General features: G+C 64.2%; 21 protein-coding genes. 10 read left to right on the top strand and 11 right to left on the bottom strand.

The window, feature by feature from the left end:
- Nucleotides 1-104 precede the first annotated feature (104 nt).
- The 6 genes from rho to ACVIN2_RS20415 all read left to right on the top strand — a co-directional run bounded on the left by rho (nucleotide 105) and on the right by ACVIN2_RS20415 (nucleotide 8,054).
- Nucleotides 105-1,370 (top strand): transcription termination factor Rho, encoded by a 1,266-nt coding sequence (gene rho / locus ACVIN2_RS20440; protein ID WP_007598612.1) that lies wholly within the window; start codon nucleotides 105-107, stop codon nucleotides 1,368-1,370.
- A 311-nt stretch (nucleotides 1,371-1,681) separates the two neighbouring features.
- On the top strand, nucleotides 1,682-3,040 hold the full coding sequence (gene mnmE, locus ACVIN2_RS20435) for a tRNA uridine-5-carboxymethylaminomethyl(34) synthesis GTPase MnmE (RefSeq protein ID WP_456766919.1): 1,359 nt from the start codon (nucleotides 1,682-1,684) through the stop codon (nucleotides 3,038-3,040).
- A gap of 442 nt (nucleotides 3,041-3,482) precedes the next feature.
- The gene (mnmG, locus tag ACVIN2_RS20430; RefSeq protein ID WP_456766918.1) at nucleotides 3,483-5,363 is read left to right on the top strand and encodes a tRNA uridine-5-carboxymethylaminomethyl(34) synthesis enzyme MnmG; all 1,881 of its coding nucleotides are present in this window, start codon (nucleotides 3,483-3,485) and stop codon (nucleotides 5,361-5,363) included.
- A 139-nt stretch (nucleotides 5,364-5,502) separates the two neighbouring features.
- Nucleotides 5,503-6,144, top strand: a complete 642-nt coding sequence (gene rsmG / locus ACVIN2_RS20425; protein ID WP_456766917.1) for a 16S rRNA (guanine(527)-N(7))-methyltransferase RsmG — start codon at nucleotides 5,503-5,505, stop codon at nucleotides 6,142-6,144.
- Between the two features lie 29 nt (nucleotides 6,145-6,173).
- Nucleotides 6,174-7,028, top strand: a complete 855-nt coding sequence (locus tag ACVIN2_RS20420) for a ParA family protein (protein WP_007598621.1) — start codon at nucleotides 6,174-6,176, stop codon at nucleotides 7,026-7,028.
- A gap of 141 nt (nucleotides 7,029-7,169) precedes the next feature.
- Nucleotides 7,170-8,054, top strand: coding sequence for a ParB/RepB/Spo0J family partition protein (locus tag ACVIN2_RS20415; RefSeq protein WP_456766916.1), 885 nt, complete (start codon nucleotides 7,170-7,172; stop codon nucleotides 8,052-8,054).
- A gap of 149 nt (nucleotides 8,055-8,203) precedes the next feature.
- Here the strand turns inward: ACVIN2_RS20415 and holA are convergent, their stop codons facing one another.
- Genes holA through leuS form a run of 3 tightly spaced genes read right to left on the bottom strand, consistent with a single transcriptional unit; the run spans nucleotide 8,204 to nucleotide 12,442 of the window.
- A complete protein-coding gene (gene holA / locus ACVIN2_RS20410; protein WP_456766915.1) occupies nucleotides 8,204-9,232 on the bottom strand; it encodes a DNA polymerase III subunit delta in 1,029 nt (342 codons plus the stop codon).
- Between the two features lie 47 nt (nucleotides 9,233-9,279).
- Nucleotides 9,280-9,831: an LPS assembly lipoprotein LptE gene (gene lptE, locus ACVIN2_RS20405; RefSeq protein WP_456766914.1), complete on the bottom strand. Its 552-nt coding sequence runs from the start codon at nucleotides 9,829-9,831 to the stop codon at nucleotides 9,280-9,282.
- Entirely contained in the window at nucleotides 9,818-12,442 is a 2,625-nt protein-coding gene (gene leuS, locus ACVIN2_RS20400; protein ID WP_456766913.1) for a leucine--tRNA ligase, read from the bottom strand. The genes lptE and leuS overlap by 14 nt, the downstream gene beginning before the upstream one ends.
- A 192-nt stretch (nucleotides 12,443-12,634) precedes the next feature.
- Here leuS and ACVIN2_RS20395 point away from each other — a divergent pair, with 192 nt between their 5' ends.
- Nucleotides 12,635-13,681, top strand: a complete 1,047-nt coding sequence (locus ACVIN2_RS20395) for a GGDEF domain-containing protein (protein ID WP_456766912.1) — start codon at nucleotides 12,635-12,637, stop codon at nucleotides 13,679-13,681.
- 3 nt (nucleotides 13,682-13,684) lie between these two features.
- Here ACVIN2_RS20395 and ACVIN2_RS20390 read toward each other — a convergent pair whose 3' ends face one another.
- A complete protein-coding gene (locus ACVIN2_RS20390; RefSeq protein ID WP_027566259.1) occupies nucleotides 13,685-15,382 on the bottom strand; it encodes a diguanylate cyclase domain-containing protein in 1,698 nt (565 codons plus the stop codon).
- A 108-nt stretch (nucleotides 15,383-15,490) separates the two neighbouring features.
- On the opposite strand from ACVIN2_RS20390, the gene ACVIN2_RS20385 reads away from it, so the two are divergent.
- Entirely contained in the window at nucleotides 15,491-16,180 is a 690-nt protein-coding gene (locus ACVIN2_RS20385; protein WP_456766911.1) for a YggS family pyridoxal phosphate-dependent enzyme, read from the top strand.
- Between the two features lie 192 nt (nucleotides 16,181-16,372).
- Here the strand turns inward: ACVIN2_RS20385 and ACVIN2_RS20380 are convergent, their stop codons facing one another.
- Complete coding sequence (locus ACVIN2_RS20380; protein WP_456766910.1) at nucleotides 16,373-17,146, bottom strand: 2-keto-4-pentenoate hydratase; 774 nt, start codon at nucleotides 17,144-17,146, stop codon at nucleotides 16,373-16,375.
- A 6-nt stretch (nucleotides 17,147-17,152) separates the two neighbouring features.
- A complete protein-coding gene (locus ACVIN2_RS20375) occupies nucleotides 17,153-17,689 on the bottom strand; it encodes a L,D-transpeptidase family protein (RefSeq protein WP_456766909.1) in 537 nt (178 codons plus the stop codon).
- 235 nt (nucleotides 17,690-17,924) lie between these two features.
- On the opposite strand from ACVIN2_RS20375, the gene ACVIN2_RS20370 reads away from it, so the two are divergent.
- Entirely contained in the window at nucleotides 17,925-18,611 is a 687-nt protein-coding gene (locus ACVIN2_RS20370) for a response regulator transcription factor (protein ID WP_007598630.1), read from the top strand.
- 58 nt (nucleotides 18,612-18,669) lie between these two features.
- Entirely contained in the window at nucleotides 18,670-19,113 is a 444-nt protein-coding gene (locus ACVIN2_RS20365) for a cyclic nucleotide-binding domain-containing protein (RefSeq protein ID WP_456766908.1), read from the top strand.
- Between the two features lie 94 nt (nucleotides 19,114-19,207).
- On the opposite strand, the gene xth is transcribed toward ACVIN2_RS20365, so the two are convergent.
- From xth to ACVIN2_RS20340, 5 genes are all read right to left on the bottom strand, one after another.
- Entirely contained in the window at nucleotides 19,208-20,023 is an 816-nt protein-coding gene (gene xth / locus ACVIN2_RS20360; protein ID WP_456766907.1) for an exodeoxyribonuclease III, read from the bottom strand.
- 153 nt (nucleotides 20,024-20,176) lie between these two features.
- Nucleotides 20,177-20,932, bottom strand: a complete 756-nt coding sequence (locus tag ACVIN2_RS20355) for an outer membrane lipoprotein carrier protein LolA (RefSeq protein ID WP_456769767.1) — start codon at nucleotides 20,930-20,932, stop codon at nucleotides 20,177-20,179.
- Nucleotides 20,933-21,084: 152 nt separating this feature from the next.
- Entirely contained in the window at nucleotides 21,085-23,562 is a 2,478-nt protein-coding gene (locus tag ACVIN2_RS20350) for a DNA translocase FtsK (RefSeq protein ID WP_456766906.1), read from the bottom strand.
- Between the two features lie 9 nt (nucleotides 23,563-23,571).
- Nucleotides 23,572-24,786: an aminotransferase class I/II-fold pyridoxal phosphate-dependent enzyme gene (locus tag ACVIN2_RS20345; protein ID WP_456766905.1), complete on the bottom strand. Its 1,215-nt coding sequence runs from the start codon at nucleotides 24,784-24,786 to the stop codon at nucleotides 23,572-23,574.
- 284 nt (nucleotides 24,787-25,070) lie between these two features.
- The gene (locus tag ACVIN2_RS20340; RefSeq protein WP_456766904.1) at nucleotides 25,071-25,475 is read right to left on the bottom strand and encodes a GFA family protein; all 405 of its coding nucleotides are present in this window, start codon (nucleotides 25,473-25,475) and stop codon (nucleotides 25,071-25,073) included.
- Nucleotides 25,476-25,592 lie beyond the last annotated feature (117 nt).

Genomic DNA, 25,592 nt, shown 5'->3' with positions numbered 1-25,592 from the left:
TCACCGGCGCTCTCCTTGCCAGACCTGCGGACCTTACCTTTTCGCGTCCGCATTTCAGAGCCTCCTCGCACCCCCCTCCCAGGTTACCCCACAGGACCACCCCAATGCGGGAAATCAAACTCCAGGACCTCAAGTCGAAGACGCCGGCCGAGCTCGTCTCGTTCGCGGAAGAGAATGGGGTCGAGAATGCCAGCACCATGCGCAAGCAGGAGCTGCTGTTCGCCATCCTCAAGCAGCTTGCGCTCGCCGAGACCGACATCGTCGGCGAAGGCGTCGTCGAGGTTCTCTCCGACGGCTTCGGCTTCCTCCGCTCGCCCGATGCGAATTACCTGCCGGGCCCGGATGACATCTACGTTTCGCCCTCGCAGATCCGCCGTTTTGGCCTGCGCACCGGCGACACCATCGAGGGCCACATCCGCAGCCCGAAAGAGGGCGAGCGCTATTTCGCGCTGCTGAAGGTCAACACGCTTAATTTCGAGGACCCGGAAAAGGCCAAGCACAAGGTCAATTTCGACAACCTCACGCCGCTGTTTCCGAATCAGCGCTTCCGCATGGAAATCGACGATCCGACGCGGAAAGACCTGTCTGCAAGGGTGATCGACATCGTCGCGCCGATCGGCAAGGGCCAGCGCGCCCTGATCGTCGCGCCGCCGCGCACGGGTAAAACCGTGCTGATGCAGAACATCGCGCACTCGATCGCGCATAATCATCCCGAGTGCTATCTGATCGTGCTCCTGATCGACGAACGTCCGGAAGAAGTCACGGACATGCAGCGCTCGGTGAAGGGCGAGGTCGTCTCCTCGACCTTCGACGAACCGGCGGTGCGCCACGTCCAGGTCGCCGAGATGGTGATCGAGAAGGCCAAGCGTCTGGTCGAGCATGGCCGCGACGTCGTGATCCTGCTGGACTCCATCACCCGCCTCGGCCGCGCCTACAACACCGTGGTGCCGTCATCCGGCAAGGTGCTGACCGGCGGTGTCGACGCCAACGCGCTGCAGCGGCCGAAGCGCTTCTTCGGCGCCGCCCGCAACATCGAAGAGGGCGGCTCGCTGACGATCATCGCGACCGCGCTGGTCGATACCGGCAGCCGCATGGACGAAGTCATCTTCGAAGAGTTCAAGGGCACCGGCAACTCCGAGCTGATCCTCGACCGCAAGGTTTCGGACAAGCGGACCTTCCCGGCGATCGACATTTCGCGCTCCGGCACCCGCAAGGAAGAGCTGATCACCGATCCGGTGGTCCTGAAGAAGATGTACGTGCTCCGCCGCATCCTGAACCCGATGGGGACGATGGACGGAATCGACTTCCTGCTCGACAAGCTGCGTTCGACCAAGAGCAATTCGGAGTTCTTCGACTCGATGAACACCTGATTGCGGTGCAGCATGATCAAAGGGCGCCTTCGGGCGCCCTTTTTCGTTGTGCGGCTTTGCTGCAGCGAAGGTGCAGCATGGTGGGGTGTTTGCCGCTTGGAGCGGATCTCGCCTAACATATTGATATGATTTGAAAATAGCGAAATCGAGGGACATATCCCATTCCGTTGGAAGTGGTTCTTGCAGCAGACGCTCGCGAATTTATTGCGTCGCAACATCGGCTTTGCTGCGGGAATTGGTGCAGCATAATCGCGCGATTTGTCTGCCAAAACGGATATTTGCCTTTTCTCTTTCAGCCGGACAAATAGGCCATGCATCCGCGAGACCAGACCATCTTTGCGCTGTCGTCCGGCCGTCCGCCGAGCGCGCTCGCGGTGGTGCGCGTCTCCGGGCCAAGCGCCAGCCTGGTGCTGACGACGCTGGCGGGCAAGCTGCCGGCGCCGAGACAGGCCAGCCGCCGGCTCCTTCATGACGGCGCGGGCCGGCCGATCGACGATTCGGTGGTGCTGTGGTTTCCGGGGCCGGGCAGCGCGACCGGCGAGGACGTCGCCGAATTTCACGTCCATGGCGGGCGCGCGGTGCTGGCCGCACTCTTTGCCGCCATTTCCGTAATTCCGAAAACGCGCGCCGCCGAGCCCGGCGAATTCACCCGGCGCGCCTTCGAGAACGGCAAGCTCGACCTGACCGAGGCGGAGGGCCTCGACGATCTCATTCATGCGGACACCGACCGCCAGCGCCGCCAGGCGTTACGGCAGTTGCAGGGTCTCCTCGGCAATCGCGCGCGCGACTGGCGCGAGCGCATCATCGACGCCTCGGCCTTGATCGAGGCCGGCATCGATTTCTCCGACGAGGGCGATGTGCCCGCCGAGTTGATGGCGCCTGCGGTCAAGGCGATCGGCGCGCTGCATGCCGAAATTGCAGAAGTCCTTGCGGCACAGGGACAAGCTGAACGTTTGCGCGACGGCCTGGTGGTTGCGATTGCGGGCGAGCCGAATGTCGGCAAGTCGACGCTGATCAACCAGCTCGCGCGCCGCGACGTCGCGATCGTCTCGCCGCATGCCGGCACGACACGTGATGTGATCGAGGTGCAGCTCGATCTCGATGGTTATCCCGTCACGGTGATCGACACCGCCGGCATTCGCGAGACCGACGATCCGGTGGAGCAGGAGGGTGTTCGCCGGGCGCGAGCCCGAGCCGAAGATGCCGACCTCGTGTTGTGGCTGGTGGAGGCTGGGCGCGCTGTCGATCCGGCCGCGATACCGTCGCTGGGGAAGTCCGGCAACGCAGGCAGTTGCTCCGGCGGCTCGGTCTGGATCGTGCGCAACAAGATCGATCTCGGCGGCGTCGGGGACGTCCGACCGAGCGGTGAGTTCGGAATTGCGGCGAGCCGGGGGGACGGCATTCCCGAGCTGGTCGATGCCCTCGTGAAATTCGCCGCCGACTTCTTCGGAACGACGGAGGGCGCGTTGGTGACCCGGGCCCGGCAGCGGGATCTGCTGCGCCGGGCGTCGGACAGCTTGCGCCGGAGTCTGGAGCTAGTAGAAGAGGGCGAGGAGCTTGCCGCCGAAGAGCTGCGGGCTGCCGCCTATGCCTTGGGCCGGCTGCTGGGTCGGGTGGATGTCGAGGACGTCCTAGGGGCCATTTTCCAGAAATTCTGTGTTGGAAAGTAGCGCTAGTTCTTCATTGTAGAACTAGCCTTTGTTCCACTTCTTCAGTTTCACGTGAAACAAGGCGGCGCGGTGCCAGATGTTTCACGTGAAACCTCGCCGACTAAGTCGCCGGTTTGTGCGCGGGGGCGCGCTGCGAGCGGTAACACCTTAGGAGCGCGTGCGCGGAAAGATCTTGGATTGCGTCGGTCCGCTCGCAATGCCTTGGGGTACGGTCCTGCCGTCGCGGTCCGATCACTGAGCCGTTTTGGCCTTGGGACTACGCTTTCCCTCGTGACCCGTTTTTCTCTCACAAAAAAACGACAATGTTTCCAAGGGCCACTCTACTGTGCATGGGGTTGTTTTCGCGGAAAACGTTTGGGCTCCGCTTTGCTCCGTTTCACGTGAAACAACGCCTCTCCAGTTTCCGCTTCCGGCTTCCCCGCCTGTGAGTTAGAAGTCCGCCATGCGAACAGAGCGAGAGAGCTTCGACGTCATCGTGATTGGCGGCGGCCACGCCGGCTGTGAGGCCGCTTCTGCCTCTGCCCGGATGGGCGCGGCGACCGCTCTTGTCACGCACCGTTTCTCCACCGTCGGCGCGATGTCCTGCAATCCCGCCATTGGCGGTCTCGGCAAGGGCCATCTGGTTCGCGAGGTCGACGCGCTCGATGGTCTGATGGGCCGGGTCGGCGACGCCGGCGGCATCCAGTTTCGCGTCCTCAATCGCCGTAAGGGCCCGGCGGTGCGTGGTCCGCGTGCGCAGGCCGACCGGAAGCTCTATGCGGCCGCGATGCAGGCGGCGATCCGGGAGACCGAGGGTCTTTCCGTCGTCGAAGGCGAGGCGGACGAGCTGATCGTGGTCGAGGGACGGGTAATCGGCCTGCGCCTGGCGGATGGCCGTGAACTTCGGGCAGGGGCTGTCGTCGTCACCACCGGCACCTTCCTCCGCGGACTGATCCATCTTGGCGAGAAGAACTGGGCGGCCGGCAGGGTCGGCGAGGCGCCTGCGATGGGCCTTTCGACCTCATTCGAGCGCGCCGGGTTCACCCTTGGGCGGCTCAAGACGGGCACTCCGCCGCGGCTGGATGGCTCGACGATCGACTGGTCGGCGGTCGAAATGCAGCCGGGAGACGAGCCTCCGGAGCCGTTTTCCGTGATGACCGAGCGGATCACGACGCCACAGATCCAGTGCGGGATCACCCGGACCAATTCCGCCACCCACGACGTGATCCGGGCCAATGTCCATCGCTCTCCGATGTACTCGGGCCAGATCAAGAGCTCCGGACCGCGCTATTGCCCCTCGATCGAGGACAAGATCGTTCGCTTCGGCGATCGCGACGGTCACCAGATATTCCTGGAGCCGGAAGGGCTCGACGACAGCACCGTCTATCCCAACGGCATCTCGACGTCGTTGCCGGAGGAAGTTCAGCTCGCCATCCTCGCGACCATTCCGGGCCTGGAGCGGGTGAAGATGGTCCGGCCGGGCTACGCCATCGAATATGACCACGTCGATCCGCGTGAGCTCGATCCAACCCTCCAGACCAAGCGTCTGCGCGGCCTGTTCCTGGCCGGGCAGATCAACGGCACGACCGGATATGAGGAAGCCGCCGGTCAGGGCATCGTGGCTGGGTTGAACGCAGCATTGGCTGCGAGCGGCGCCGCGCTGACGGTGTTCGACCGGGCCGACGGCTATCTCGGCGTGATGATCGACGACCTCGTCACCCGCGGCATCAGCGAACCCTATCGGATGTTCACCTCCAGGGCCGAGTACCGGCTGACGCTGCGGGCGGACAACGCCGACCAGCGTCTAACCGAGAAGGGCATCGCGTTGGGTTGCGTTGGGAGCGCCCGGACCGCGCATCATCGCGCCAAGATGGACGCGCTGAATGCGGCTCGAGCGCTCTCGAAGTCCCTGACGATCACCCCGAACGAGGCCATCAAGCAGGGTCTCACGCTGAACCGGGACGGCCAGCGTCGCTCGGCCTTCGAGCTGATGGCCTATCCCGACATCGGCTGGAGCCAGGTCCGTGCGATCTGGCCGGAGCTCGCTGCCATTGATCCCGTCATTGCCACCCATCTCGAGATCGACGCGAAATACGATGTCTATCTGGAGCGCCAGAGCGCCGACGTTGAAGCCTTCAGGCGGGACGAGGGGATGGTGTTGTCGGACGTCGATTACCAGCAGGTCCCCGGTCTCTCCAACGAGGTGCGGGCCAAGCTGGAGAAGGCGCGGCCGTTCACCGTTGGCCAAGCCGGCCGAATCGACGGCATGACGCCGGCGGCGCTCGGCATCCTTGCGGCCTATCTCCGCCGCGAAGCGCGGAAGACTTCCAAAGCAATCGCATAGGTTTCACGTGAAACAGCGCGGGCCGGGCGGCGCCAGATCGTCATCAGAGAAACCCTCGGCGGGTGAGGGCGCCGGTCGTCGCTCCGAACCGGCGCCGACCAGGCCGAAGATCGACAAGGCCAGCGCCAACGATCGATCGTTGGACGCCGTCATCGCGGCCGACAAGATTGCGGCGCTCAAGCTCGCGCCCGTTTCACATGAAACCGAAACCCGGCTCGATCGCTACATCGCGCTGCTGCGGGAGTGGCAGGCCAAGACCAATCTCGTCGCGCCCTCGACATTGCCGCATCTCTGGACCCGGCACATCGCCGACTCGCTTCAGCTCGTCGCCCTCGCCCCGTCGGCCAAGCGCTGGGCCGACCTCGGCAGCGGCGGCGGCTTTCCGGGCGTCGTCCTGGCCTGCGCCATGGTGGGGACGGCCGGGGCGAGCGTCCATCTGGTCGAGCGAATCGCCAAGAAGGCAGCCTTCCTGCGCGAAGCCATCCGCATAACTACATCTCCGGGAGTCGTACATCTCGCTGAGATCGGGGATAATGTGGATAGAATCACCGGCCCGGTCGATTGCGTCACCGCGCGTGCACTGGCTCCGCTACATCAACTCATCGGCTTTGCGGAGCCGCTGATGCGCCAGGGCGCAAAAGCGCTGTTTCTCAAAGGTCAAGATGTAGAGTCTGAATTGACCGAAGCTACTAAATATTGGAATATTCAGCCGCAGCTCCACCAAAGCCGTACAGGTGACGGTTGGATCGTCGAGCTGGCTTCCGTCGAACGGCGCGGGTGAGGCGTCAGGGGCCGAGTGGGGAATTTGCGATGAGCGTGATTGACGAACCGCAGCAGGAACAGACCGCCGCCGTCCCGCAGGGTCATCCGCGCATCCTGGCGCTGGCGAATCAGAAGGGCGGCGTGGGAAAAACAACCACGGCGATCAATCTCGGCACGGCGCTCGCTGCGATCGGCGAACGTGTCCTGATCGTCGATCTCGATCCGCAGGGCAACGCCTCGACCGGACTCGGCATCGATCGCCGCAATCGCTCCTGCTCGACCTATGACGTTCTGGTGGGCGAGGCGAGCCTGCGGGAAGCGGTGGTGTCGACGGCAGTGCCGCGGCTGCATATCGCGCCCTCGACCATGGATCTCTCCGGCCTCGAGCTCGAGCTCGGCACCACGCCCGGTCGTGCGTACAAGCTGCGTGACGCGATCAGCGCGCTCAACAACAACGTCTCGCCCGACGCCGATTACACTTACGTGCTGATCGACTGTCCGCCCTCGCTCAATCTGATCACCGTGAACGCGATGGCGGCTTCCGACGCAATCCTGGTGCCGCTTCAGTGCGAGTTCTTCGCGCTCGAAGGTCTGTCGCAATTGCTCCAGACGGTGGAGCAGGTGCGCTCGACGCTCAATCCGAATCTGTCGATCCACGGCATCGTGCTGACCATGTTCGACTCGCGCAACAATCTCTCGAACCAGGTCGTTGCCGACGTCCGGCAGTTCATGGGCGAGAAGGTCTACAAGACCATGATCCCGCGCAACGTGCGCATCTCGGAGGCGCCGTCCTACGGCAAGCCGGTGCTGGTCTACGATCTCAAATGCGTCGGCAGCGAAGCTTATCTGCGGCTCGCCACCGAAGTGATCCAGCGCGAGCGCGAGCTGCGGACGACGCATTAGAGGTGCTGTAGGGTGGGCAAAGGCGTCTTCGTCGTGCCCACCATCTTCCGCACATGACTAACTGGTGGGCACGCTTCGCTTTGCCCACCCTACGACAATTCAGTTCTGGAGTGCTGCAGCGTGAATCCAAGGGAGCTGGCAATGGCCGACGAAGCGCGTTCGCGACTGGGCCGGGGTCTTGCGAGTCTGATCGGTGACGTCGGCGGTGAGGCTCAGCATGTCGATCGCCCGCGCGCGCAACGCAAGGTGCCGATCGAGTTCATCAAGCCCAATCCGCGCAACCCGCGCCGCACCTTTTCGGAAGGCGAGCTCAGGGAGCTCAGCGATTCGATCAGGCAGCACGGCGTGATCCAGCCGATCGTGGTCCGCCCGGTGAAGGGGGCGCAGGACCGCTTCGAGATCATCGCCGGCGAACGGCGCTGGCGCGCGTCGCAAATGGCCGGGCTGCACGAAGTGCCGATCGTTCCCGTCGACATCAGCGACAGCGATGCGCTGGAGTTCGCGATCGTCGAGAACGTGCAGCGCGAAGATCTCAACCCGATGGAAGAGGCGCTCGGCTATCACGCGCTCGCCAATGAGTTCAAACGCAGCCAGGACGACATTGCCAAAGTCGTCGGCAAGAGCCGCAGCCACATCGCCAACATGATGCGGCTGACGAAGCTTCCCGCCGAGGTGCAAGCCTTGATCACGAGCGGCGAGCTGACTGCTGGTCATGCCCGCGCGCTGATCGGCGTGCCTGATCCGGTCGCCGCTGCCAAGCGCATCGTCGACGAAGGCCTCAACGTCCGCCAGACCGAGGCACTGGCGCATGAAGAGGGCGTGCCGGAGCGCAGGCCGCAGAAGGCACGCACGGGGGGGAAGGAAAAGGACCCCGACACGGTCGACCTCGAGAAGCGCGTCAGCGACGCGCTCGGGCTCAAGGTCACGGTGAGCCACCGCGACCCCGGCGGCTCGGTCCAGATCAACTACCGCAACCTCGATCAGCTCGACGAGGTGATGCGGCGGCTGGCGAAGGGCGCGCTGTAGGCCCTTGGTGTCGTCCTGGCGAAAGCCAGGACCTCATGCCGATCCACACGTCATTGCGAGCGCAGCGAAGCAATCCAGAATCTTTCCACGGAGAGATTCTGGATTGCTTCGTCGCAAGGGCTCCTCGCAATGACGAGGGAGCGCGGTGCTCAGCCCCGCCGCTTCGCGTTCGCGGCGATCGCCATCAGCGTGCGCTGGGCGATGGCGGCGGCGAGAGTGGATTGCTTGCGGGTGTCGAGCGCGGCGGTCGCGAGCTGCTCGATGATGACGGCGAGCCGCGCCACGCTGAAATTACGCAGTGCAGTTTCGACCGCGGGCTTTCGTGAAAAATGCAGGCGCGGATAACCGCTGTCGAGCACGGCGGAAGCCGGCGTGCCGTCGGCGATCGCGAGCGCCGATTTGTGCAGCCACGCCGCCTGGCGCTGCGCCGCGGAGATGATCATGCCAGGATAGGTGCCGGCGATCATGGCTTTGGCAAACTCGTTCTCGACGATCTCGGGCCGCCCGGCGAAGGCGCCATCGACGATCGGATCGAGTTTCAGCTCCGACGCATCGGCGACCACGGCCATCACGTCATCCAGCGTGATCTCGCCCTTGCCGTGGGCATAGAGCGTGAGCTTGCGCAGCTCGTTGCGCGAGGCCTGGCGGTCCCCGCCGAGGAACGACATCAGCGCCGCGCGGGCGTCCTGCGCGATGCGCAAATTGGCGATGCGGAGCTCGTCTTCCATCAGCTTGGCGAGGTCGCGCTCGGTATCGGGATAGCAAGCGATCGCGACGGCCGCCTTGGCGCGTTCGCAGGCCTTGCGCAGTGGCGATTCCGGACGCAGCTCACCGGCCTCGATCACGATGCGGCAATCCCTGACGCCCATCTCCGCCAGCGTGTCGATAGCACTGGCGAAGCTGCGCGAGCCGGCGCGCACGCGGATGGCGCGGCGGCCGCCGAACAGCGGCACCGTCATGGCCTCGTCGACGAGGCGCGACGGCTCGGCGGAGAGCTCGTCGCCATCGACCTTGACCAGCGAGAACGGATCGTTGGGATCGTCAACAGCCGAGGCGATCAGCGCATCGGCGCGTTCGCGGACCAGTCCGGCGTCAGGACCGTAGAGCAGGATGATCGGACGGCCCGCATCGGGGCGGGCGAGATAGGCGTCGATCTCTTTTCCGCGCAGCGCGACCATGGTGCCTGGGATTCGTCAGTCCGGGCGAACCGGGATGACGGGATGAATTAAGTGCCCGCGGTGAAGAACGAGGCGAGGCGAGTCGTGATGTTCTCGGCGATCTCGTTGGCGGCACGATCCTCGGCATCACGTACCGCGCGGTTGCGGCTGAAACGCTGATAGGAGCCGGGCATGTCGTAGGTCACGCGGGAGAAGGTGGTGCCGGTCATCACCGATTTGCCGCTGACGACCTCGATCAGATTGTACTGGGCGTCGAGGCCGTAGTTTTCACTGCTCGGCAGGCCGGTGTTGGGATCGACGATCAGCGACGACTTGCCGCTCGAGAAGCGGATCTCCAGGCGGTGGGTCGGCGGCATGCCGGTGGCGGTGCCATAGAGCTTGAAGGCGAGAGCGTTGCGGACCTCGACGCCGACGCGGGCTTCGCGCGAGGCATTGGACTTGGCGATCGGGGGCAGATCGACCCCCATCAGCTTCTCGCGCAGGCCGGGCGTGCCGTCGGTGTGCTCGGCATACATCGGGTGGAAGCAGCCAGCCGTCATGGCCGCCAGTGCGGCGACCGCCAGCAAGCGGGCTGCGATGCGGATCCTAGCCGACAACATTCACGATCCTCTTGGGGACGATAATCACCTTGCGGACGGGCTTGCCGTCCAGGGCCAGTTTTACCGCATCGAGGGCCAAAACGGCAGCCTCGATTTCCGGATTCTCGGCCGCTGTTGCAACTGTGACCTCACCCCGCTTCTTGCCGTTGACCTGAACCACCAGGGTCACACTGTCTTCAACCAGCAAATCGCGTTCGATTTGGGGCCAATCGGCCTCGGAAACCAGCCCGCTGTGGCCGAGAACCTGCCAACACTCCTCGGCCAGATGCGGCATCATCGGGGAGAACAGCTGGACCAGGATCTGGCTGGCCTCCCGGATCGTCCAGGCCAAATCTGGGGCCGGCTGGCCGGGACGCTGCAATATCTCTGCGAACGCATTGCTGAATTCGCGGATATGGGCGAGGCAGACGTTGAAGTGCAGCCGCTCGATTCCGGTGGTGACCTTGTCCAGCGCGCCATGGGCGGCCTTGCGCAAGGCGATGGCGTCCGGGCCGAAGCTGGCCGGCCGGGCCGCCGGCGCACTCTTGCCGGGTTCCACGGAATCGTTCACCAGCCGCCACAGCCGCTGCACGAAGCGCGAGGCGCCCTGAACGCGCTCATCGCTCCAGATCACGTCCCGCTCGGGCGGGGAATCCGACAGCATGAACCAGCGCGCGACGTCGGCGCCGTAGGTCTCGATGATGTCGTCGGGGTCGACCGTGTTCTTCTTCGACTTCGACATCTTCTCGATCGGGCCGATCTGGATGTCTTCGCCTGACGTCAGCAGCGTCGCGCGGCGGCCATTGGCGCCGGTCTCGACCTTCACCTCGACCGGCTGGACGTAGGTGCCGTCGGCCTTCTGGTAGGTCTCGTGCACCACCATGCCCTGCGTGAACATGCCGGCGAACGGCTCGTCCAGTGCGATGTGCCCGGTCGCCTTCATCGCGCGCGTGAAGAAGCGGCTGTAGAGCAGATGCAGGATCGCGTGCTCGACGCCGCCGATATACTGGTCGACCGGCAGCATCCGGTTGGCGACCTCTGGCGTCGTCGGCGCGTTCTCGTTCCAGGGATCGGTGAAGCGCGCAAAGTACCAGGACGAATCCACGAAAGTGTCCATGGTGTCGGTTTCGCGCTGCGCCTTGCCACCGCATTGCGGACAGGTGACGTGCTTCCAGGTCGGGTGATGATCGAGCGCGTTGCCTGGCTTGTCGAAGCTCACATCCTCCGGCAGCACCACGGGGAGGTCGGCATCCGGCACAGGCACCACATCGCACTTCGGACAGTGGATGACGGGGATCGGACAGCCCCAATAACGCTGGCGTGAAATGCCCCAGTCGCGCAGGCGGAAATTGACCTGACGCTCGCCGACCGGCGCGTTGCCGCGCAGCTCGGTCTCGAGACGCTTCGCCACGTCGTCCTTGGCCTGATCGATGGTCATGCCGTCGAGGAAACGCGAATTGATCATGCGGCCGTCACCGTCATAGGCGGTATCGGTGATGACAAAGCTCTTGGGATCCTGGCCCTCGGGGCACACCACCGGCGTGTTGCCGAGAGCGTACTTGTTGACGAAATCGAGGTCGCGTTGGTCGTGGGCGGGGCAGCCGAAAATGGCGCCGGTGCCGTATTCCATCAGCACGAAGTTGGCGACATAGACCGGCAGCTTCCAGGAGGGATCGAATGGGTGGACCGCGCGGATGCCGGTGTCAAAACCCTGCTTCTCAGCCGTGTCGATGATCTCCTGCGCCGTGCCCATCCGCTTGATCTCGCCGATGAACGCGGCGAGCGCAGGGTTTTTGGCGGCGGCCGCCTGTGCCAGCGGATGATCGGCCGAGATCGCCATGAATTTCGCGCCGAACAGCGTGTCGGGGCGCGTCGTGAAAATCTTCAGCTCGCTCTCGCCGGCCGGCGTCGTCGCCGCGTCGAGCGCGAAGCGGATCAACAGCCCCTCGGACCGGCCGATCCAGTTGCGCTGCATCAGCCGCACCTTGTCAGGCCAGCGATCCAGCGTATCCAGCGCCGACAGCAGCTCCTGCGAGTACTTCGTGATCTTGAAGACCCACTGGTTCATTTCCCGTTGCTCGACAACGGCACCGGAACGCCAGCCTTTGCCGTCGATCACCTGCTCGTTGGCGAGCACGGTCATGTCGACGGGGTCCCAGTTCACCTTGCGCTTTTCGCGCTCGGCGAGGCCTTCGCGCAGGAAATCCAGAAACAGCTTCTGCTGGTGCTTGTAGTAGCTGGGATCGCAGGTCGCGATCTCGCGGCTCCAGTCTAGCGACAGCCCGATCGAGCGGAGCTGCTTCTTCATCGCGGCGATGTTGTCGTAGGTCCAGGCCTTCGGCGCCACCTTGCGCTCGATCGCGGCGTTCTCGGCCGGCAGGCCGAAAGCGTCCCAGCCCATCGGGTGCAGCACGTTGAAACCCTTGGCCCGCATGAAGCGGGCCAGTACGTCGCCAAGCGTGTAATTGCGGACATGGCCGATATGGATGCGCCCCGACGGGTAGGGGAACATCTCCAGCACATAGTATTTCGGCCGCGGATCGTCGTTCCTGGAGACGAAGATCGCCTGTTGGTCCCAGGCGGCTTGCCAGCGCGGTTCGGCGTCGCGGGCGTTGTAGCGTTCGGAGGTCATGGAATCGTTGGGTTTTCGTGGATTTGGCCGTCTAAAGACGGCGGACTAGGCCATAGAAGTCCTCAAGGGGTCAATGGGTTGCCGCAATTTGGGAACCATCGGTGCTGCACCGCATAACTACTGAGGCCGCGTTGGGGTGGGATTAAGGGGGCGATGCGAGTTTGCGACCAACCAGAATTCTCAAGACTTGTGATGGACGCCAGCTTCGACGATCCCGATTACGACTATGCCGCGTCCGTTGCCGAACGGGCGATGCGGAGCATGGCCGAACAGCGGATCCCTGCCACGCCGGCCAATTTCGCCGTCTGGTTCCAGTATTTCGCGGGAAGCCATGACGATCTGCGCAACGCGATCGATCTCCTGATCGATCACAATCGGCCCTTTGACGTCAGGACCAATCAGGATCTGTTCGAGACCTACGTCGCGCCCCAGGTGGGTGCTATCGTCGTCGACACGTCCGAGCGGCTCCACACCCTTATGGGCGCGGCGAAGGATTTTCTTGCAACTGCGATTGCCGAGAATCACTCCCAGATGCAGGCGATCAACGAGGTCGCGGACCAGGGCAAGGCCGGTGTCGATCCCAAAGCGCTGGTCGCCCAGCTCATGAACGAGCTGGGACGCGCGGCGACCCGCGCGACGCGGCTCGAGGCTGGCTTTGCGGAAAAGACCCGCGAACTCGACGTGATCCGCGCCTCCCTTTCCAAATCCGAGGAGCGTGCCCGGACCGATACGCTCACAGGCCTCGCCAACCGCCGGGCGCTCGACGAATTCCTGCGCAAGGCGCAGGCGACTGCGGACTGGGGCGAGCCGCTCAGCATGCTGATGCTCGACATCGATCACTTCAAGACCTTCAACGACAGTTTCGGCCATGGCGTCGGCGACCAGGTGCTGCGCCTGATGGCCAAGGTGCTGCGCGAAAAGGTCCGCGAGCAGGACCTGTCGGCCCGCTATGGCGGCGAGGAGCTGATCGCGGTGTTGCCGGATGCCGATCTCGCCGCCTGCGCCGAGATCGCCGAGCGCATCAGACACGCGATCGCGGAATGCAGGATCACGCGCCGGTCCACCGGCGAGGTCCTGCCCCATATCAGCGTATCGATCGGCGTTGCGCAGTACCGGAGCGGCGAAGCGATCACCGATTTCATCGAGCGCTGCGATCGCGCGCTCTATCTCGCCAAGAACAGCGGCCGCAATCGCGTGGTCACCGAGAGCGAACTCGATGCCGCCGGGGCTGCGGGTTAGCCCTCAACCCGCCATCATCATTTCCGCCGCGCCGTTGTCGATCACCGTGATGCCGTGTTCGACGACGTTGTTGCGACCGCGGTGCTTGGCGGCGTAGAGCGCGGCATCGGCGGCTTCGATCAAATCGCCCGGACGCAGGCTCTCGTTGGGCTTTGTCGCGGCAACACCGATCGAGACGGTGACGATCATGTGGTCGGAGGTGATGTGCGGCAGGCACAGCTTCAGCACGGCCGCGCGCGCCTGTTCGCCGATTTCAACGGCGCGCGCGACGTCGGTGTTCGGCAGCAACAGGCAGAATTCCTCGCCGCCGTAGCGGGCCGCGAAGCCCATCGTGTCGGCGGCGATGCCGGACAGCGATTCGCCGAGCCTGGTCAGGCAGGAATCGCCTTCGAGATGGCCATAGGTGTCGTTGAACAGCTTGAAATGGTCGACGTCGATCATCAGAAGCGCGAGGTCGCTGCCATATTGCTGCGCGCGCATCCATTCGAAATCTAGGCGACTCTGGAAGCCGCGGCGGTTGGCGAGCCCCGACAACATGTCGATCGAGGCCATCACCGTGAGTCGGTCATTGCTGGCCATCAGCTCGCGTTCGCGCTGGCTGAGCTGCGCGGCCATCGCGTTGAACGCACGGGCCAGCGGCACAAACTCGGATGGCAGGCGATTGCGTGCGGCGCGCGCCGACAGATCACCCTCGCCCAGACGCTTGGCCATGTCGGCGAGCATCCTGATCGGCTTGATCACCAGTTTCTCGGCTGCGATCAGTGCGCCGAGCAGCACGAATAGCACGACAAAGGCCAGCTGAAGATAGGCGGTGCGGATGTCGCGGCTCACAGCGGCGGACACCTTGTCCTCGTCGATGCTGGCGATCAGGCGGGCATTGGTCCCGGCGATGCGGATAAAGCTGACCGCGCGGCGGGAGCCGTCGGCTGCGAGGAAAGAGAGTGAACCTTCGTCCTGGTCAGACCTCAGCGCCTTGTCGGCGATCGCGGACATCAGCGGCATGTTATCGAGCGGACGTCCGATCGCGCTGTGCTGGTCGGCCGGTGCGGCCAGCACGGTACCCGCGCTGTCGACCAGCACGGCCGTGATGCCGGCGCGACCACCCAGATTGCTCATGACCTTCGACATCCAGTCGAGGTTGACGGTGGCGAGCACGACGGCATCCGCTACGCCGCTGAAGGCGGACACCGGGTAAACCGCCATGACGGTCGGTGTCGGCACGGGGCGCGACAGGATGAAGTCACTCAGCACGAAGCGGCCGGTTTCCTGCGCCTGCTGGAAGTAAGGCCGGTCACTGAGGTCGAGGCCGACATACATGTTGTTGGTGGCGCACTGGATGCGTCCGTCCTGGCCGGCGATCAGAAGCGTGCGGATCCAGGGGAGATTCGACGGCAGGCTCGCGCGCAGGACGTCGCAGCTCTTGCTGATGCCGCCGGCGGAGGCGCGGATGAAAGCTTCCGATTTCAGGATGGTCTCGACCGACGAGATCACCTCGCGCTGCGCATCGGCGCTGTGCCTTGCAACGGTGGTGAATTCGGTCGTGGCCTGCGCGATCTGCCGCGTGCGCGTGTCTTCGAGCGAGCGGATGCGCTCGAACATCAAAGGCGTCACCAGAATTACCGCGAGCAACGCAAGCCGCGCCCGGATTCCGAGAACCTGCTTGAGTTTCGCTCGTTTGCGGTTGAAACTGACGTTTGCCATCTTCGCTGCCCACCCCGCGGCTAAGGTAAAGCAAAGGGTTCAAAAACTCTTTCTTGAACTCGGTAAAATTAGAACTAGCTCCGCAACAATCAGCTCCGATGCGACATCATGACCGAAGCCAACGCCGCGCCGCTAACCGGCCATTCACCAAACGCGCTCGCCGCGGTCGAAGCCGAAATCGCGCGCGCCTGCAAGGATGCGCGGCGCGAACGTGGCTCCGTGACGCTGATCGCGGTGTCGAAAACTTTCGCCGCGGATGCAATTACCCCGGTCATCGACGCCGGACAGCGCGTATTCGGCGAAAATCGCGTGCAGGAGGCCAAAGGCAAGTGGCCCGCGTTAACTTCTGTTTACCCCGGTATCGCGCTGCATCTGATCGGGCCGCTGCAATCCAACAAGGCGAAAGAGGCGGTCGCGCTGTTCGATGCCATCCATTCTGTCGACCGCCCGAGTATTTGCCAGGCGTTAGCCAAGGAAATCGAATCCCAGGACAAGCACCCGGAATTGTTCGTCCAGATCAATATCGGTGAGGAGCCGCAGAAGGCGGGCATCGCCCCCGGCGAGGCCGATGCCTTCATCGCGAGCTGCCGCGCCACCTATGGACTGACGATCTCCGGGTTGATGTGCATCCCGCCGGTGGACGAGCCGCCGGCCGCGCATTTCGCGCTGACCGCCAAGATCGCCGCGCGCAATGGATTGAAAAAGCTCTCTATGGGCATGAGCGCGGATTATGCGACCGCGATCATGCTCGGCGCCACCCATGTGCGCGTGGGAAGTGCGATCTTCGGGCACCGGTGAGAGCCGGTGAAGTAGCGAAGTTGTTTTGGGTCGTCCCGGCCTAGTGCGCAATTGCGCACGGGGGCCAGGACCCATACCGCGTGATCTCTTGTTGGCGCGCGGTGTTGGTATCGGCGACATTCGCTAACTCCTAGTCTTCGCCAAACCTCTCCCTGTGGTTATGGGTCCCGGCCTTCGCCGGGACGACAGAGATCACTCAAACCCCACCGACACCGTTCCCAGCACGCCGAAATCCGCCACGAACTGATCACCCGCCTGGATCGGCAGCGGCGGATGGCACGTGCCCGTGGTCACCACCTCCCCTGCCCGCAAGGTGATGCCGAGGCCACGCAGCTCGTTGGCCAGCCAGGCCAGGGCAGTTCGGGGATCGCCGAGCACGTTCTTGCCGTGGCCGAGATAACGCTGGCTGCGCAACGTGATCTGCGGCCGCTCCTCGACGAGATCCATGGCGCGCCAGTCCGCATGCGTCGCTGCGCCCAGCACGAACAGATGCGCACAGGCGTTGTCGGCGATCAGCTGCGCCTCGCCGGCGCTGACAAAGTCGGCAAAGCGCGAATCGGGAATCTCGATCGCGGGATGCAAGCTGTCCACGGCGGCGAGCACCTCGTCGACAGTATACGGCGCCGTGCGCGGCGGCAGATCGCGTCCCATACGGAAAGCGAACTCGGGTTCGCCGACGCGCATCGCGTTGCCCTTCATCGAGGCGGTGCCGCCATCGGCGATCACGGTGTCGCTCATGATCCGGCCGGCCAGCGGTCCCGCGACATTGATGTGCTTCTGTCCGGACTCGCTCGTTGCCGCGATCTTCCAGCCGAACAATGTCCCGTTGAGCGCAGCCTGCACGGCATATCCCTCGGCGCGGCTCTGTGGCCGCAACCGTGGCTCCAGCGCATCAAGCTTGGTGCCGTCACGCCAATGTTTGACCAGGACCTGCGAAGCGGCGGCGATCTGATCCCTGTCGAGCATGTGTCCTCACCCGATGATGATTTTTGTTTTTGGTCCCAGCCGCCGCAGCAATTGTCGCATCGCCGCTTGGGTCATCGAGACGCAGCCTGCGGTCGGGCCGAAATTGTCGCGCGCGAGATGCAAGAACACCGCGCTGCCCCGGCCGGCGATCCGCGGCCTGGTGTTGTGGTCGATTTCGATGATGAAGTCATAGAGATGGTCGGCCCGCTTGAGCCGGTCACCGCCCTGCCCCTCGCCGAGGCGGATTCCCTGATTGTAGTGACGGTCTTTGGGATCCTCGCACCAGGCGTCCTCGCCGGTGATGATCCGGGCCGGCAGGAAGGTCTGCGGGCGGCTGTGCCGGTCGCCCCGCCACCACAATCGCCTGGGACGGAAGCTGCCCCTCGGGGTGCCGCCATCGCCCTCGCGCTTGTTCGCCAGAATGCCGCCGCGTCCGAGCGCCACCGGAATCGTCAGCGCTCCGGCGGTCAGCCAGCCCCGGCGCGGATTCCCGGCGGCAGCCTTAACGCGGATCGCCGAGAGCGGCCCGGCGCTTCGGTTCATGGTGTAACTAGCTGAAGCAGCTTTATTTTTCATGCGAACGTGCGATGTCGAATTCATTACAGGACATTCATCAAAACGGCCTGCTATTCTGGGTTAGAGTGGTTCTGGCTTGTGAATCGGTAACAGCCCACTACTTCAAGACGAACAACAATAATAATTTCGACCCCTAAACTTCCCTCTCGGCTGGGTGCAGCATGGATGCGCGCCGCGCCGGACCCCAAAAGGATGACCCCCTATGGCCAATGCCCGCAAGATCCTGATCGTGGATGACGATACCGATCTGCGCGATACGTTGGTGGAGCAATTGTCGCTGCACGAAGAATTTGAAGCCTCCGCGGTCGATACCGGCGCCAAGGGCGCGAGCGCCGCGAAGGCCAATGCCCCCGATCTCGTCCTGATGGATGTTGGCCTGCCCGACACGGATGGCCGCGAAGTGGTCCGTTCTTTGCGCAAGGGCGGGTTCAAGGCTCCGATCATCATGCTCACCGGGCATGACACCGATTCCGACACGATTTTGGGGCTGGAATCCGGCGCCAACGACTATGTCGCAAAACCCTTCCGCTTCGCCGTGCTGCTGGCGCGCATCCGCGCCCAGCTCCGGCAGCACGAAGCCAGCGAGGACGCGGTGTTCTCGGTCGGCCCCTACTCTTTCCGGCCCGGCTCCAAGATGCTGACCGCCGCCAACGCGCGCAAGGTCCGGCTGACGGAGAAGGAAACCGCGATCCTCCGCTTCCTCTACCGGGCCGGCCAGATGCCGGTCTCGCGCGAGACCCTGCTCCAGGAGGTCTGGGGCTACAATTCCGGCGTTACCACCCACACGCTGGAAACCCACATCTACCGCCTTCGCCAGAAGATCGAGAAGGACGCCGCCAACCCGGAAATCCTGGTCACGGAAGCCGGTGGCTACAAGCTGGTGCCGTGATACGCTTCTGGGGCGTGCGAATCGTTTTAGATTGCATGCCCTTGAGCCCCGGACCTGAATGTCAATCGACGACGATGTAGCGCTTCTCGAGCGTGTCCCGACACTGCGCCTGTTGGGAGACGCTTCGTTGCGCATGCTGGCGATCGGTTCCGAGCAGCGTGACTTCGTCCGCGGCGACGTCTTGTTCAATCTTGGCGACGATGCCGATGCGGGCTTCGTGGTCCAGCGCGGCGCCTTCCGGGTCGACGACGGCGCCGGCGCGGAGATGATCGCAAGTCCCGGTGCGCTGATCGGCGAGCTCGCGCTGATCGTGCCGATGAAGCGGCCGTCGAGCGCGATTGCGATCGAGCACGCCTCCGTCATCCGCGTCGCGCGCAGCCTGTTTCAGCGCGTGCTCGAAAGCGACCCCCCCGCCGCCGTTCGTCTGCGCGATGAATTCGCGGTGCGCTCCAGCCAGATCGCCAGCGATATATTGATGGCGGGCGCGAAGCTGACGTCGTGACTGTCGTAGCCCGGATGGAGCGAAGCGCAATCCGGGATTCGTGCCTCCGGAAAAACTGCCCCGGATTTCGCTGCGCTCCATCCGGGCTACAAGATCATACATCGAGCGTCACCGTCACCGGCACATGGTCCGACGGACGCTCCCAGCTCCGCGCCTCGCGCAAAATCCTGAAATCACTGACCGCATCTTTCAGCGCGCGCGAGACCCAGATGTGGTCGAGCCTGCGGCCGCGGTCGCCGACGGTCCAATCGGCGGAGCGGTAGCTCCACCACGTGTAGACCTTTTCCGACATCGGAATGCGCTCGCGCGCGACGTCGACCCACTCGCCGGCGGCGAGCGCGGCTTGCAGCTTCTCGGTTTCGATGGGCGTGTGCGACACCACCTTCAGAAGCTGCTTGTGCGACCAGACGTCGTTCTCATGCGGGGCGACGTTGAGATCGCCGACCAGGATGTGGCGATCCTCGCCGCGCGGATGCAACGGCTCGCACGCCTTCATCTCGTCGAGGAAGCGGAGCTTGTGGTCGAATTTCTCGTTCAGCGCGGGATCGGGAATGTCGCCGCCGGCCGGCACGTAGAAATTATGCACCACCAACGGCTTTGCGATCCCGGCCTTCTCACCGAACGACACTGAGATGTGGCGTGAATCCACCTTGTCGCAGAAGGTGCGAATGTCCTTCGACTCGAACGGAATCTTCGAGACGATGGCGACGCCGTGATAGCCCTTCTGCCCGTTCAGCGCGACATGCTCGTAACCGAGCCGCTTGAAGCGCTTCAGCGGAAAGGCGTCGTCGATGCACTTGGTCTCCTGGAGACACAGCACGTCCGGCCGCGCGCTCTTGAGAAATTTTGCGACCAGATCGATGCGCAGCCGCACCGAATTGATGTTCCAGGTTGTCAGGGAAAAACGCATGAGGGATGCGTCTTAGCATGGATTGGCGCGAGGAAAATGCTTGTCCACAGGGGCGGAATCGTAGGGTGGGTTAGCGCAGCGTAACCCACCATGCTTCCACATTTGCGGACCGAGATGGTGGGTTACGCCTTCGGCTAACCCACCCTACGGCAGCTAGCCCGGCGACGGGCCGTAATTGGTAAAATCGATCTTGAACATGCCGGGATCGAGCTTCTTGCTCGTGTCCAGATTATAGACCGCGATCGTGGTGTCGTAGCCTTGCGGGTCGGTGACGGTCCACTGCTTCAACTGGCCGTCCTTGGCGCCGAACATCAGCAGGAGGCGGCTGGTGCCGACCAGCGCCTGCTTCTCCTCGATGGTGACGCTGACGAAGACGTCGTCGGCCGAGACGTTGACGACGTTGGTGTCCTTCATCAGGTCGATGCGGTCGGACAGCAGGAAACGCAGCGGTGTCTGCGACAGCGGATAGACGTCCTGCGTCGCGAGCTTGCGGTCGCGCACCACCAGCGACGAGCCGTCGGCGACGATGTCGATCGGGCTCGGCGCGTCATATTCGAAGCGCACCTTGCCTGGCTTCTGGATGTAGAAGTCACCTTGCGTCTTGCTGCCGTCGGGGCCGACCTGGACGAAATTTCCGACCAGCGTCGACAATGACGACAAATAGGCGCTGACCTTGGCGGCCTGGGCCTTCTGGTTCGCATCGAAGGTCTGGAAGATGCTGCTCGGCACGTTGCGGCGCGGATCCGGGATCACCGGATTCGGCGGCGTCTGGGTCGCGCCGGTGACAGCGGGTCCTCCACCGGCCGGACCGCCATCGCGGCCCTTCGGCGCGGGCTTCGGCACGGGAACGGTCTGCGCGAACGAGGCCGCACTCACCATTGCGGCGGTGACGAGAATCACGCCGGCCATGCGCGCGCTTCGCGCAGCGACGATGGCAGCGAATCGAATGTCCTTATGTCTGATCAACGCGTCGTCCTGTGTGGCTGGGCGCCCTTTTAGCGTGATTTCGGCCAAAAGCAGATAACGTTTTTGCGTGAAATGGTGGTCTGAGGCGGCTCGCCTCACATATGGCTGTCTTCTTCCTCGACCAGAATCTCGCGCTTGCCGGCGTGGTTGGCGGGTCCGACGATGCCCTCCAGTTCCATGCGCTCCATCAGCGATGCGGCGCGGTTATAGCCGATCTGCAGGCGGCGCTGGATGTAGCTGGTCGAGGCCTTGCGGTCGCGTTTGACGATCGCAACAGCCTGCGAGAACAAATCGCCGCCGCCATCCGCGCCCATGGCGGAGGCGTCGAACACCGCGCCGTCCTCGTCCTCGCTGGGTTCTTCGGCCGTGACGGCTTCGAGATATTCCGGCTGTCCCTGCGTCTTGAGATGGCGCACCACCTTCTCGACTTCCTCGTCCGACGCGAAAGGTCCATGCACGCGGCTGATGCGACCGCCGCCGGCCATGTAGAGCATGTCGCCCTGGCCGAGGAGTTGCTCGGCACCCATCTCGCCCAAAATCGTGCGGCTGTCGATCTTGGACGTCACCTGGAAGGCGATGCGGGTCGGGAAGTTCGCCTTGATGGTGCCGGTGATGACGTCGACCGACGGACGCTGCGTTGCGAGGATCACGTGCAGGCCGGCGGCGCGCGCCATCTGCGCCAGGCGCTGCACTGCGCCTTCGATGTCCTTGCCGGCGACCATCATCAGGTCGGCCATTTCGTCGACGATGATGACGATGTAGGGCAGCGGGTCGAGCGAGAGCTTCTCTTCCTCGTAGATCGCCTTGCCGGTTTCCTTGTCGAAGCCGGTGTGCACCGTGCGGGTCGGCTCTTCGCCCTTGGCCTTCAATTCGAGCAAGCGCGTGTTGTAACCGTCGATGTTGCGCACACCGAGCTTGGCCATGTTCTTGTAGCGCTCTTCCATCTCGCGCACCGCCCATTTCAGCGCGACCACCGCTTTCTTCGGGTCGGTCACGACGGGCGTGAGCAGATGGGGAATGCCGTCATAGACGGAGAGTTCGAGCATCTTCGGATCGACCATGATCAGGCGGCACTGGTCCGGGCGCAGCCGGTAGACCAGGCTGAGGATCATGGTGTTGATGGCGACCGACTTGCCGGAGCCGGTGGTACCGGCGATCAGCATGTGCGGCGTGCGTGCGAGGTCGATGATGACGGGATCACCGCCGATGGTCTTGCCGAGGCAGAGCGGCAGTTTCGCAACCGAATCGACGGTCTCCTTGGCGACCAGCAACTCGCGCAGATAGACCTTTTCGCGATGGGCGTTCGGCAGCTCGATGCCGATCGCATTGCGTCCGGGCACGACGGCGACGCGCGCCGACAGCGCGCTCATCGAACGCGCAATGTCGTCGGACAGTCCGATCACGCGCGACGATTTGATCCCCGGCGCCGGCTCCAGCTCGTACAGCGTGACCACGGGACCCGGATGGGCCTTCACGATCTCGCCGCGAACGCCGAAATCCTGCAGCACGCCTTCGAGCGCGCGCGAATTGGTTTCCAGCTCGGCCTTGCTGAGCGGCTGGCGATCGCCGGCCTTCGGCGCGGCCAGCACCGACACGGACGGAAGCTCGAACTTGTCGGAGGATTTCTTGGAAGCGGCCTTGGGCGCAGCCTTCTTGCGCGGCGCGCGAGCGGCGGGCTCCTCCTCCTCTTCCTCGTCTTCCTCGACCTCTTCGTGCTCGTCGTCGTAGTCCTCGTCCTGGGCCTGCGGCGAGATCGACGGCGCGGCGCGGCCGCCACCGAGCTTCGGCTCCTGGCGGCTGAATGCAACGGCCTTGGTCTTCGGTCCGCTCGAGACCAGCGAGCGGTAGGCCGCGCCAAGCAACCAGATCAGCCGCGCCTTCGTGCTCATCAAGGCGTGGAACAGCCAGCCCAGCGATACCGAACCGCGATCGCCCTCATCGTCCTGGTCGAGCGGCTTGTCGTCGTCCTCGATCTCCGCGAGTTCGTCGTCATGCTCGCGTGCGCCAAGGCCGCAGGCGATCAGGAAGGTCGCCGCCATCGCGGCGAACAGGATCGTGCCGAGCACGATGCGATAGATCATGCCCGGCGGTCCGAAGATCACCGCGGGCGCGCGAACCAAGGCATCGCCGACCACGCCGCCGAGGCCGGTCGGCAGCGGCCAGGCGCCGCCATGTGGCCAGCAGCTGACGAAGCCCGCCGCGATCACCGTGCAGAGAACCCAGGAGCCGAGCCGCAGCGCCTCGCGGTCGAACGGGCGATGGGTCAGCATGCGCCAGCCCCAGACCGCGACCGTCAGGACCAGCATGATCGCGCCGAGCCCGAGGATCTGCATCGCAAGGTCGGCGCCGATCGCGCCGGCATAGCCGAGAATGTTGCGGATCGGCCGCGACGTTGCGTGGCTGAGGCTGGGATCCTGGACCGACCAGGTCATCAGAGCCGCAGAGGCGACGCCCGACAATGCGATCAGGCCGAGACCGCTGAGCTCGCGCACGCGCCGCGCCAGCCCCTCGCGGATCGAGGGCGGCAGATGGCCGACCAGGGGAATGACACGTTCGATTGTCGACATGCTCACGGGCCCCGCCTAACCCAGAGTCTCGACCAGGCGGTGCAGCGCCTGCGCCGTGGTCTCGCCATCCTGCACCAGCGCAAGGCGAATGTAGCCTGCGCCGGGATTGAAGCCGTCGGGCTGGAGCCGCGCCAGATAGCTGCCGGGCACCACGCGCACGCCTGCTTCCTTGAAGAGTTTCAGGCACACAGACACGTCATCGCCGATTTCGGACGTGTTGAGCCAGACGCAGAAGCCGGCGTCGGGCCGGCGATAGCCGTAACGACCGCCGATGATCTGGTCGGCGAGATCGAACTTGATCCGGTACAGCCTGCGGTTCTCCTCGACATGCGCTTCGTCGCCGTAAGCGACGGTCGCGACATGCTGGAGCGGCACCGGCACCTGCGGCGCCGCGATGTTGCGCAGCTCGAGGAACATGCCGATGAGTTTTTTGTCGCCGGCGGCGAAGCCGACACGCAGGCCCGGCAGGTTTGAGCGCTTCGACAGCGACTGGAACGCCACCACGCGGGTGAAATCAGGGCCGGCGCATTCGAGCGCGCTGCCGGGCGCTTCGCGGGTGTAGATCTCCGAATAGCACTCGTCGCTGAGGATCACGAAGCCGTAGCGGTCGGCGAGCTGCTTCAGGCGCGTGAAATAATCGCGCGAGGCGACCGAGCCCTGCGGGTTGGCGGGCGAAGCCAGATAGAACGCCACCGTGCGCGCGAGCGTCGCCTCGTCGATGGCGTCGAGATCGGGCAGGAAGCCGTTCTCGGCCGTGGTCGGCAGGTAGACCGGCTCGCAAGCGGCGGCGCGGGCGCCGGCGCCATAGACCGGATAGAACGGGTTCGGCATCAGGATCGCGGGCTTGCCAGGACGTGGGCCGACATAGCGCGCGGCCGCGATCGCGGCGAGGAACAGGCCTTCGCGGCTGCCATTGAGGACGAGTATCTCGCTCTCGGGATCGAGGGTGCGCGGCAGCTTGAAGCGCGACGACAGCCAAGCGCCCGCAGCCTTGCGGAACGGGTCGGTGCCCTTGTTCGCGGGGTAACGGCCGAAATCGGCGATGTGCTTGGCCAGCACAGGGCCGACGAAGTCGGGCACGGGATGCTGCGGCTCGCCGACGGCAAGCGAAATCAAAGGCTTGCCGGGCTGATGCGGCGCCAGCAGCTCGTTGAGCCGGACGAAGGGAGAGCGTTCGCTATCGGAGCTTCCACTGTCCTGCGGCGCACGGGATGAAGCGGTCATAGCCATTCTGGACGCCAGCACTCTTGGAACAGCCGGTCGCGACCAAGGCGCCGGCGGGAAGCGGTTCAGTTCACCATAGATAGGGCGAGGTTAAGACGCGATTAACCATCGGCAGGCGGGCTCGTCCAGAGCAGGAATAATCAGGCCGGATCACGACGGGATGCGCGGCGCACCTGAGGCTCGTCATGGCCGGGCTTGTCCCGGCCATCCACGGCCTTTCCTGCCGTGCCCAAGAACGTGGATGCCCGGGGGACAAGCCCGGGTATGACGGGCTCTGTGACGAGGCGCGACTAGTGCGCCGGCAGCTTCTCGAAGGTCGCCATGCCCGCGGGGATCGCGTGGAAGTCCTGCTTGTCGCAGGTGTAGATCGCCATCTGCGGATGGAACTGTTTGGGATCGTCCAGCGTGCCGACCTTCAGGATCGCGGCCGGCAATCCGGGAACCCTGGTCACCAGATGGGTGCCGCATTCGCCGCAGAACTCGCGCGTGACCGCGCGTTCGAGGTCCTTGCGCGTGAATTGCTTGGGTTGCCCGGTGATGTAGCTGAAGCCGGCCGCCGGCATCGCGATGAAAGTGTTGGGCGCGCCGCCCGAGATGTACTGGCACTCGCGGCAATGACACTGCGCCTGCATCATCGGGTCGCCCTCGGCGACATACCGCACCTCGCCGCAATAGCATCCGCCTTCCAAACGCATGACGACCTCCCGGTTTGTTATTTGTTGTGGTCGATATTTCTGCGCGGGCCGCCTGGAATGGCAATCTTTTTCTTCAGCTCCGGCCGGACAAAAAGAAAGGGGCTCCAACTTGCGCTG

The organism is Bradyrhizobium sp. USDA 3650 (assembly GCF_054057395.1).
This window is presented reverse-complemented; position numbering and strand designations above follow the sequence as displayed.

Coding starts and splice junctions, on each gene's coding strand:
- rho (WP_007598612.1), top strand. CDS start 105: ATGCGGGAAATCAAACTCCAGGACCTCAAGTCGAAGACGCCGGCCGAG.
- mnmE (WP_456766919.1), top strand. CDS start 1,682: ATGCATCCGCGAGACCAGACCATCTTTGCGCTGTCGTCCGGCCGTCCG.
- mnmG (WP_456766918.1), top strand. CDS start 3,483: ATGCGAACAGAGCGAGAGAGCTTCGACGTCATCGTGATTGGCGGCGGC.
- ACVIN2_RS20420 (WP_007598621.1), top strand. CDS start 6,174: ATGAGCGTGATTGACGAACCGCAGCAGGAACAGACCGCCGCCGTCCCG.
- ACVIN2_RS20415 (WP_456766916.1), top strand. CDS start 7,170: ATGGCCGACGAAGCGCGTTCGCGACTGGGCCGGGGTCTTGCGAGTCTG.
- holA (WP_456766915.1), bottom strand. CDS start 9,232: ATGGTCGCGCTGCGCGGAAAAGAGATCGACGCCTATCTCGCCCGCCCC.
- lptE (WP_456766914.1), bottom strand. CDS start 9,831: ATGTTGTCGGCTAGGATCCGCATCGCAGCCCGCTTGCTGGCGGTCGCC.
- leuS (WP_456766913.1), bottom strand. CDS start 12,442: ATGACCTCCGAACGCTACAACGCCCGCGACGCCGAACCGCGCTGGCAA.
- ACVIN2_RS20395 (WP_456766912.1), top strand. CDS start 12,635: ATGGACGCCAGCTTCGACGATCCCGATTACGACTATGCCGCGTCCGTT.
- ACVIN2_RS20390 (WP_027566259.1), bottom strand. CDS start 15,382: ATGGCAAACGTCAGTTTCAACCGCAAACGAGCGAAACTCAAGCAGGTT.
- ACVIN2_RS20385 (WP_456766911.1), top strand. CDS start 15,491: ATGACCGAAGCCAACGCCGCGCCGCTAACCGGCCATTCACCAAACGCG.
- ACVIN2_RS20380 (WP_456766910.1), bottom strand. CDS start 17,146: ATGCTCGACAGGGATCAGATCGCCGCCGCTTCGCAGGTCCTGGTCAAA.
- ACVIN2_RS20375 (WP_456766909.1), bottom strand. CDS start 17,689: ATGAACCGAAGCGCCGGGCCGCTCTCGGCGATCCGCGTTAAGGCTGCC.
- ACVIN2_RS20370 (WP_007598630.1), top strand. CDS start 17,925: ATGGCCAATGCCCGCAAGATCCTGATCGTGGATGACGATACCGATCTG.
- ACVIN2_RS20365 (WP_456766908.1), top strand. CDS start 18,670: ATGTCAATCGACGACGATGTAGCGCTTCTCGAGCGTGTCCCGACACTG.
- xth (WP_456766907.1), bottom strand. CDS start 20,023: ATGCGTTTTTCCCTGACAACCTGGAACATCAATTCGGTGCGGCTGCGC.
- ACVIN2_RS20355 (WP_456769767.1), bottom strand. CDS start 20,932: ATGGCCGGCGTGATTCTCGTCACCGCCGCAATGGTGAGTGCGGCCTCG.
- ACVIN2_RS20345 (WP_456766905.1), bottom strand. CDS start 24,786: ATGGCTATGACCGCTTCATCCCGTGCGCCGCAGGACAGTGGAAGCTCC.
- ACVIN2_RS20340 (WP_456766904.1), bottom strand. CDS start 25,475: ATGCGTTTGGAAGGCGGATGCTATTGCGGCGAGGTGCGGTATGTCGCC.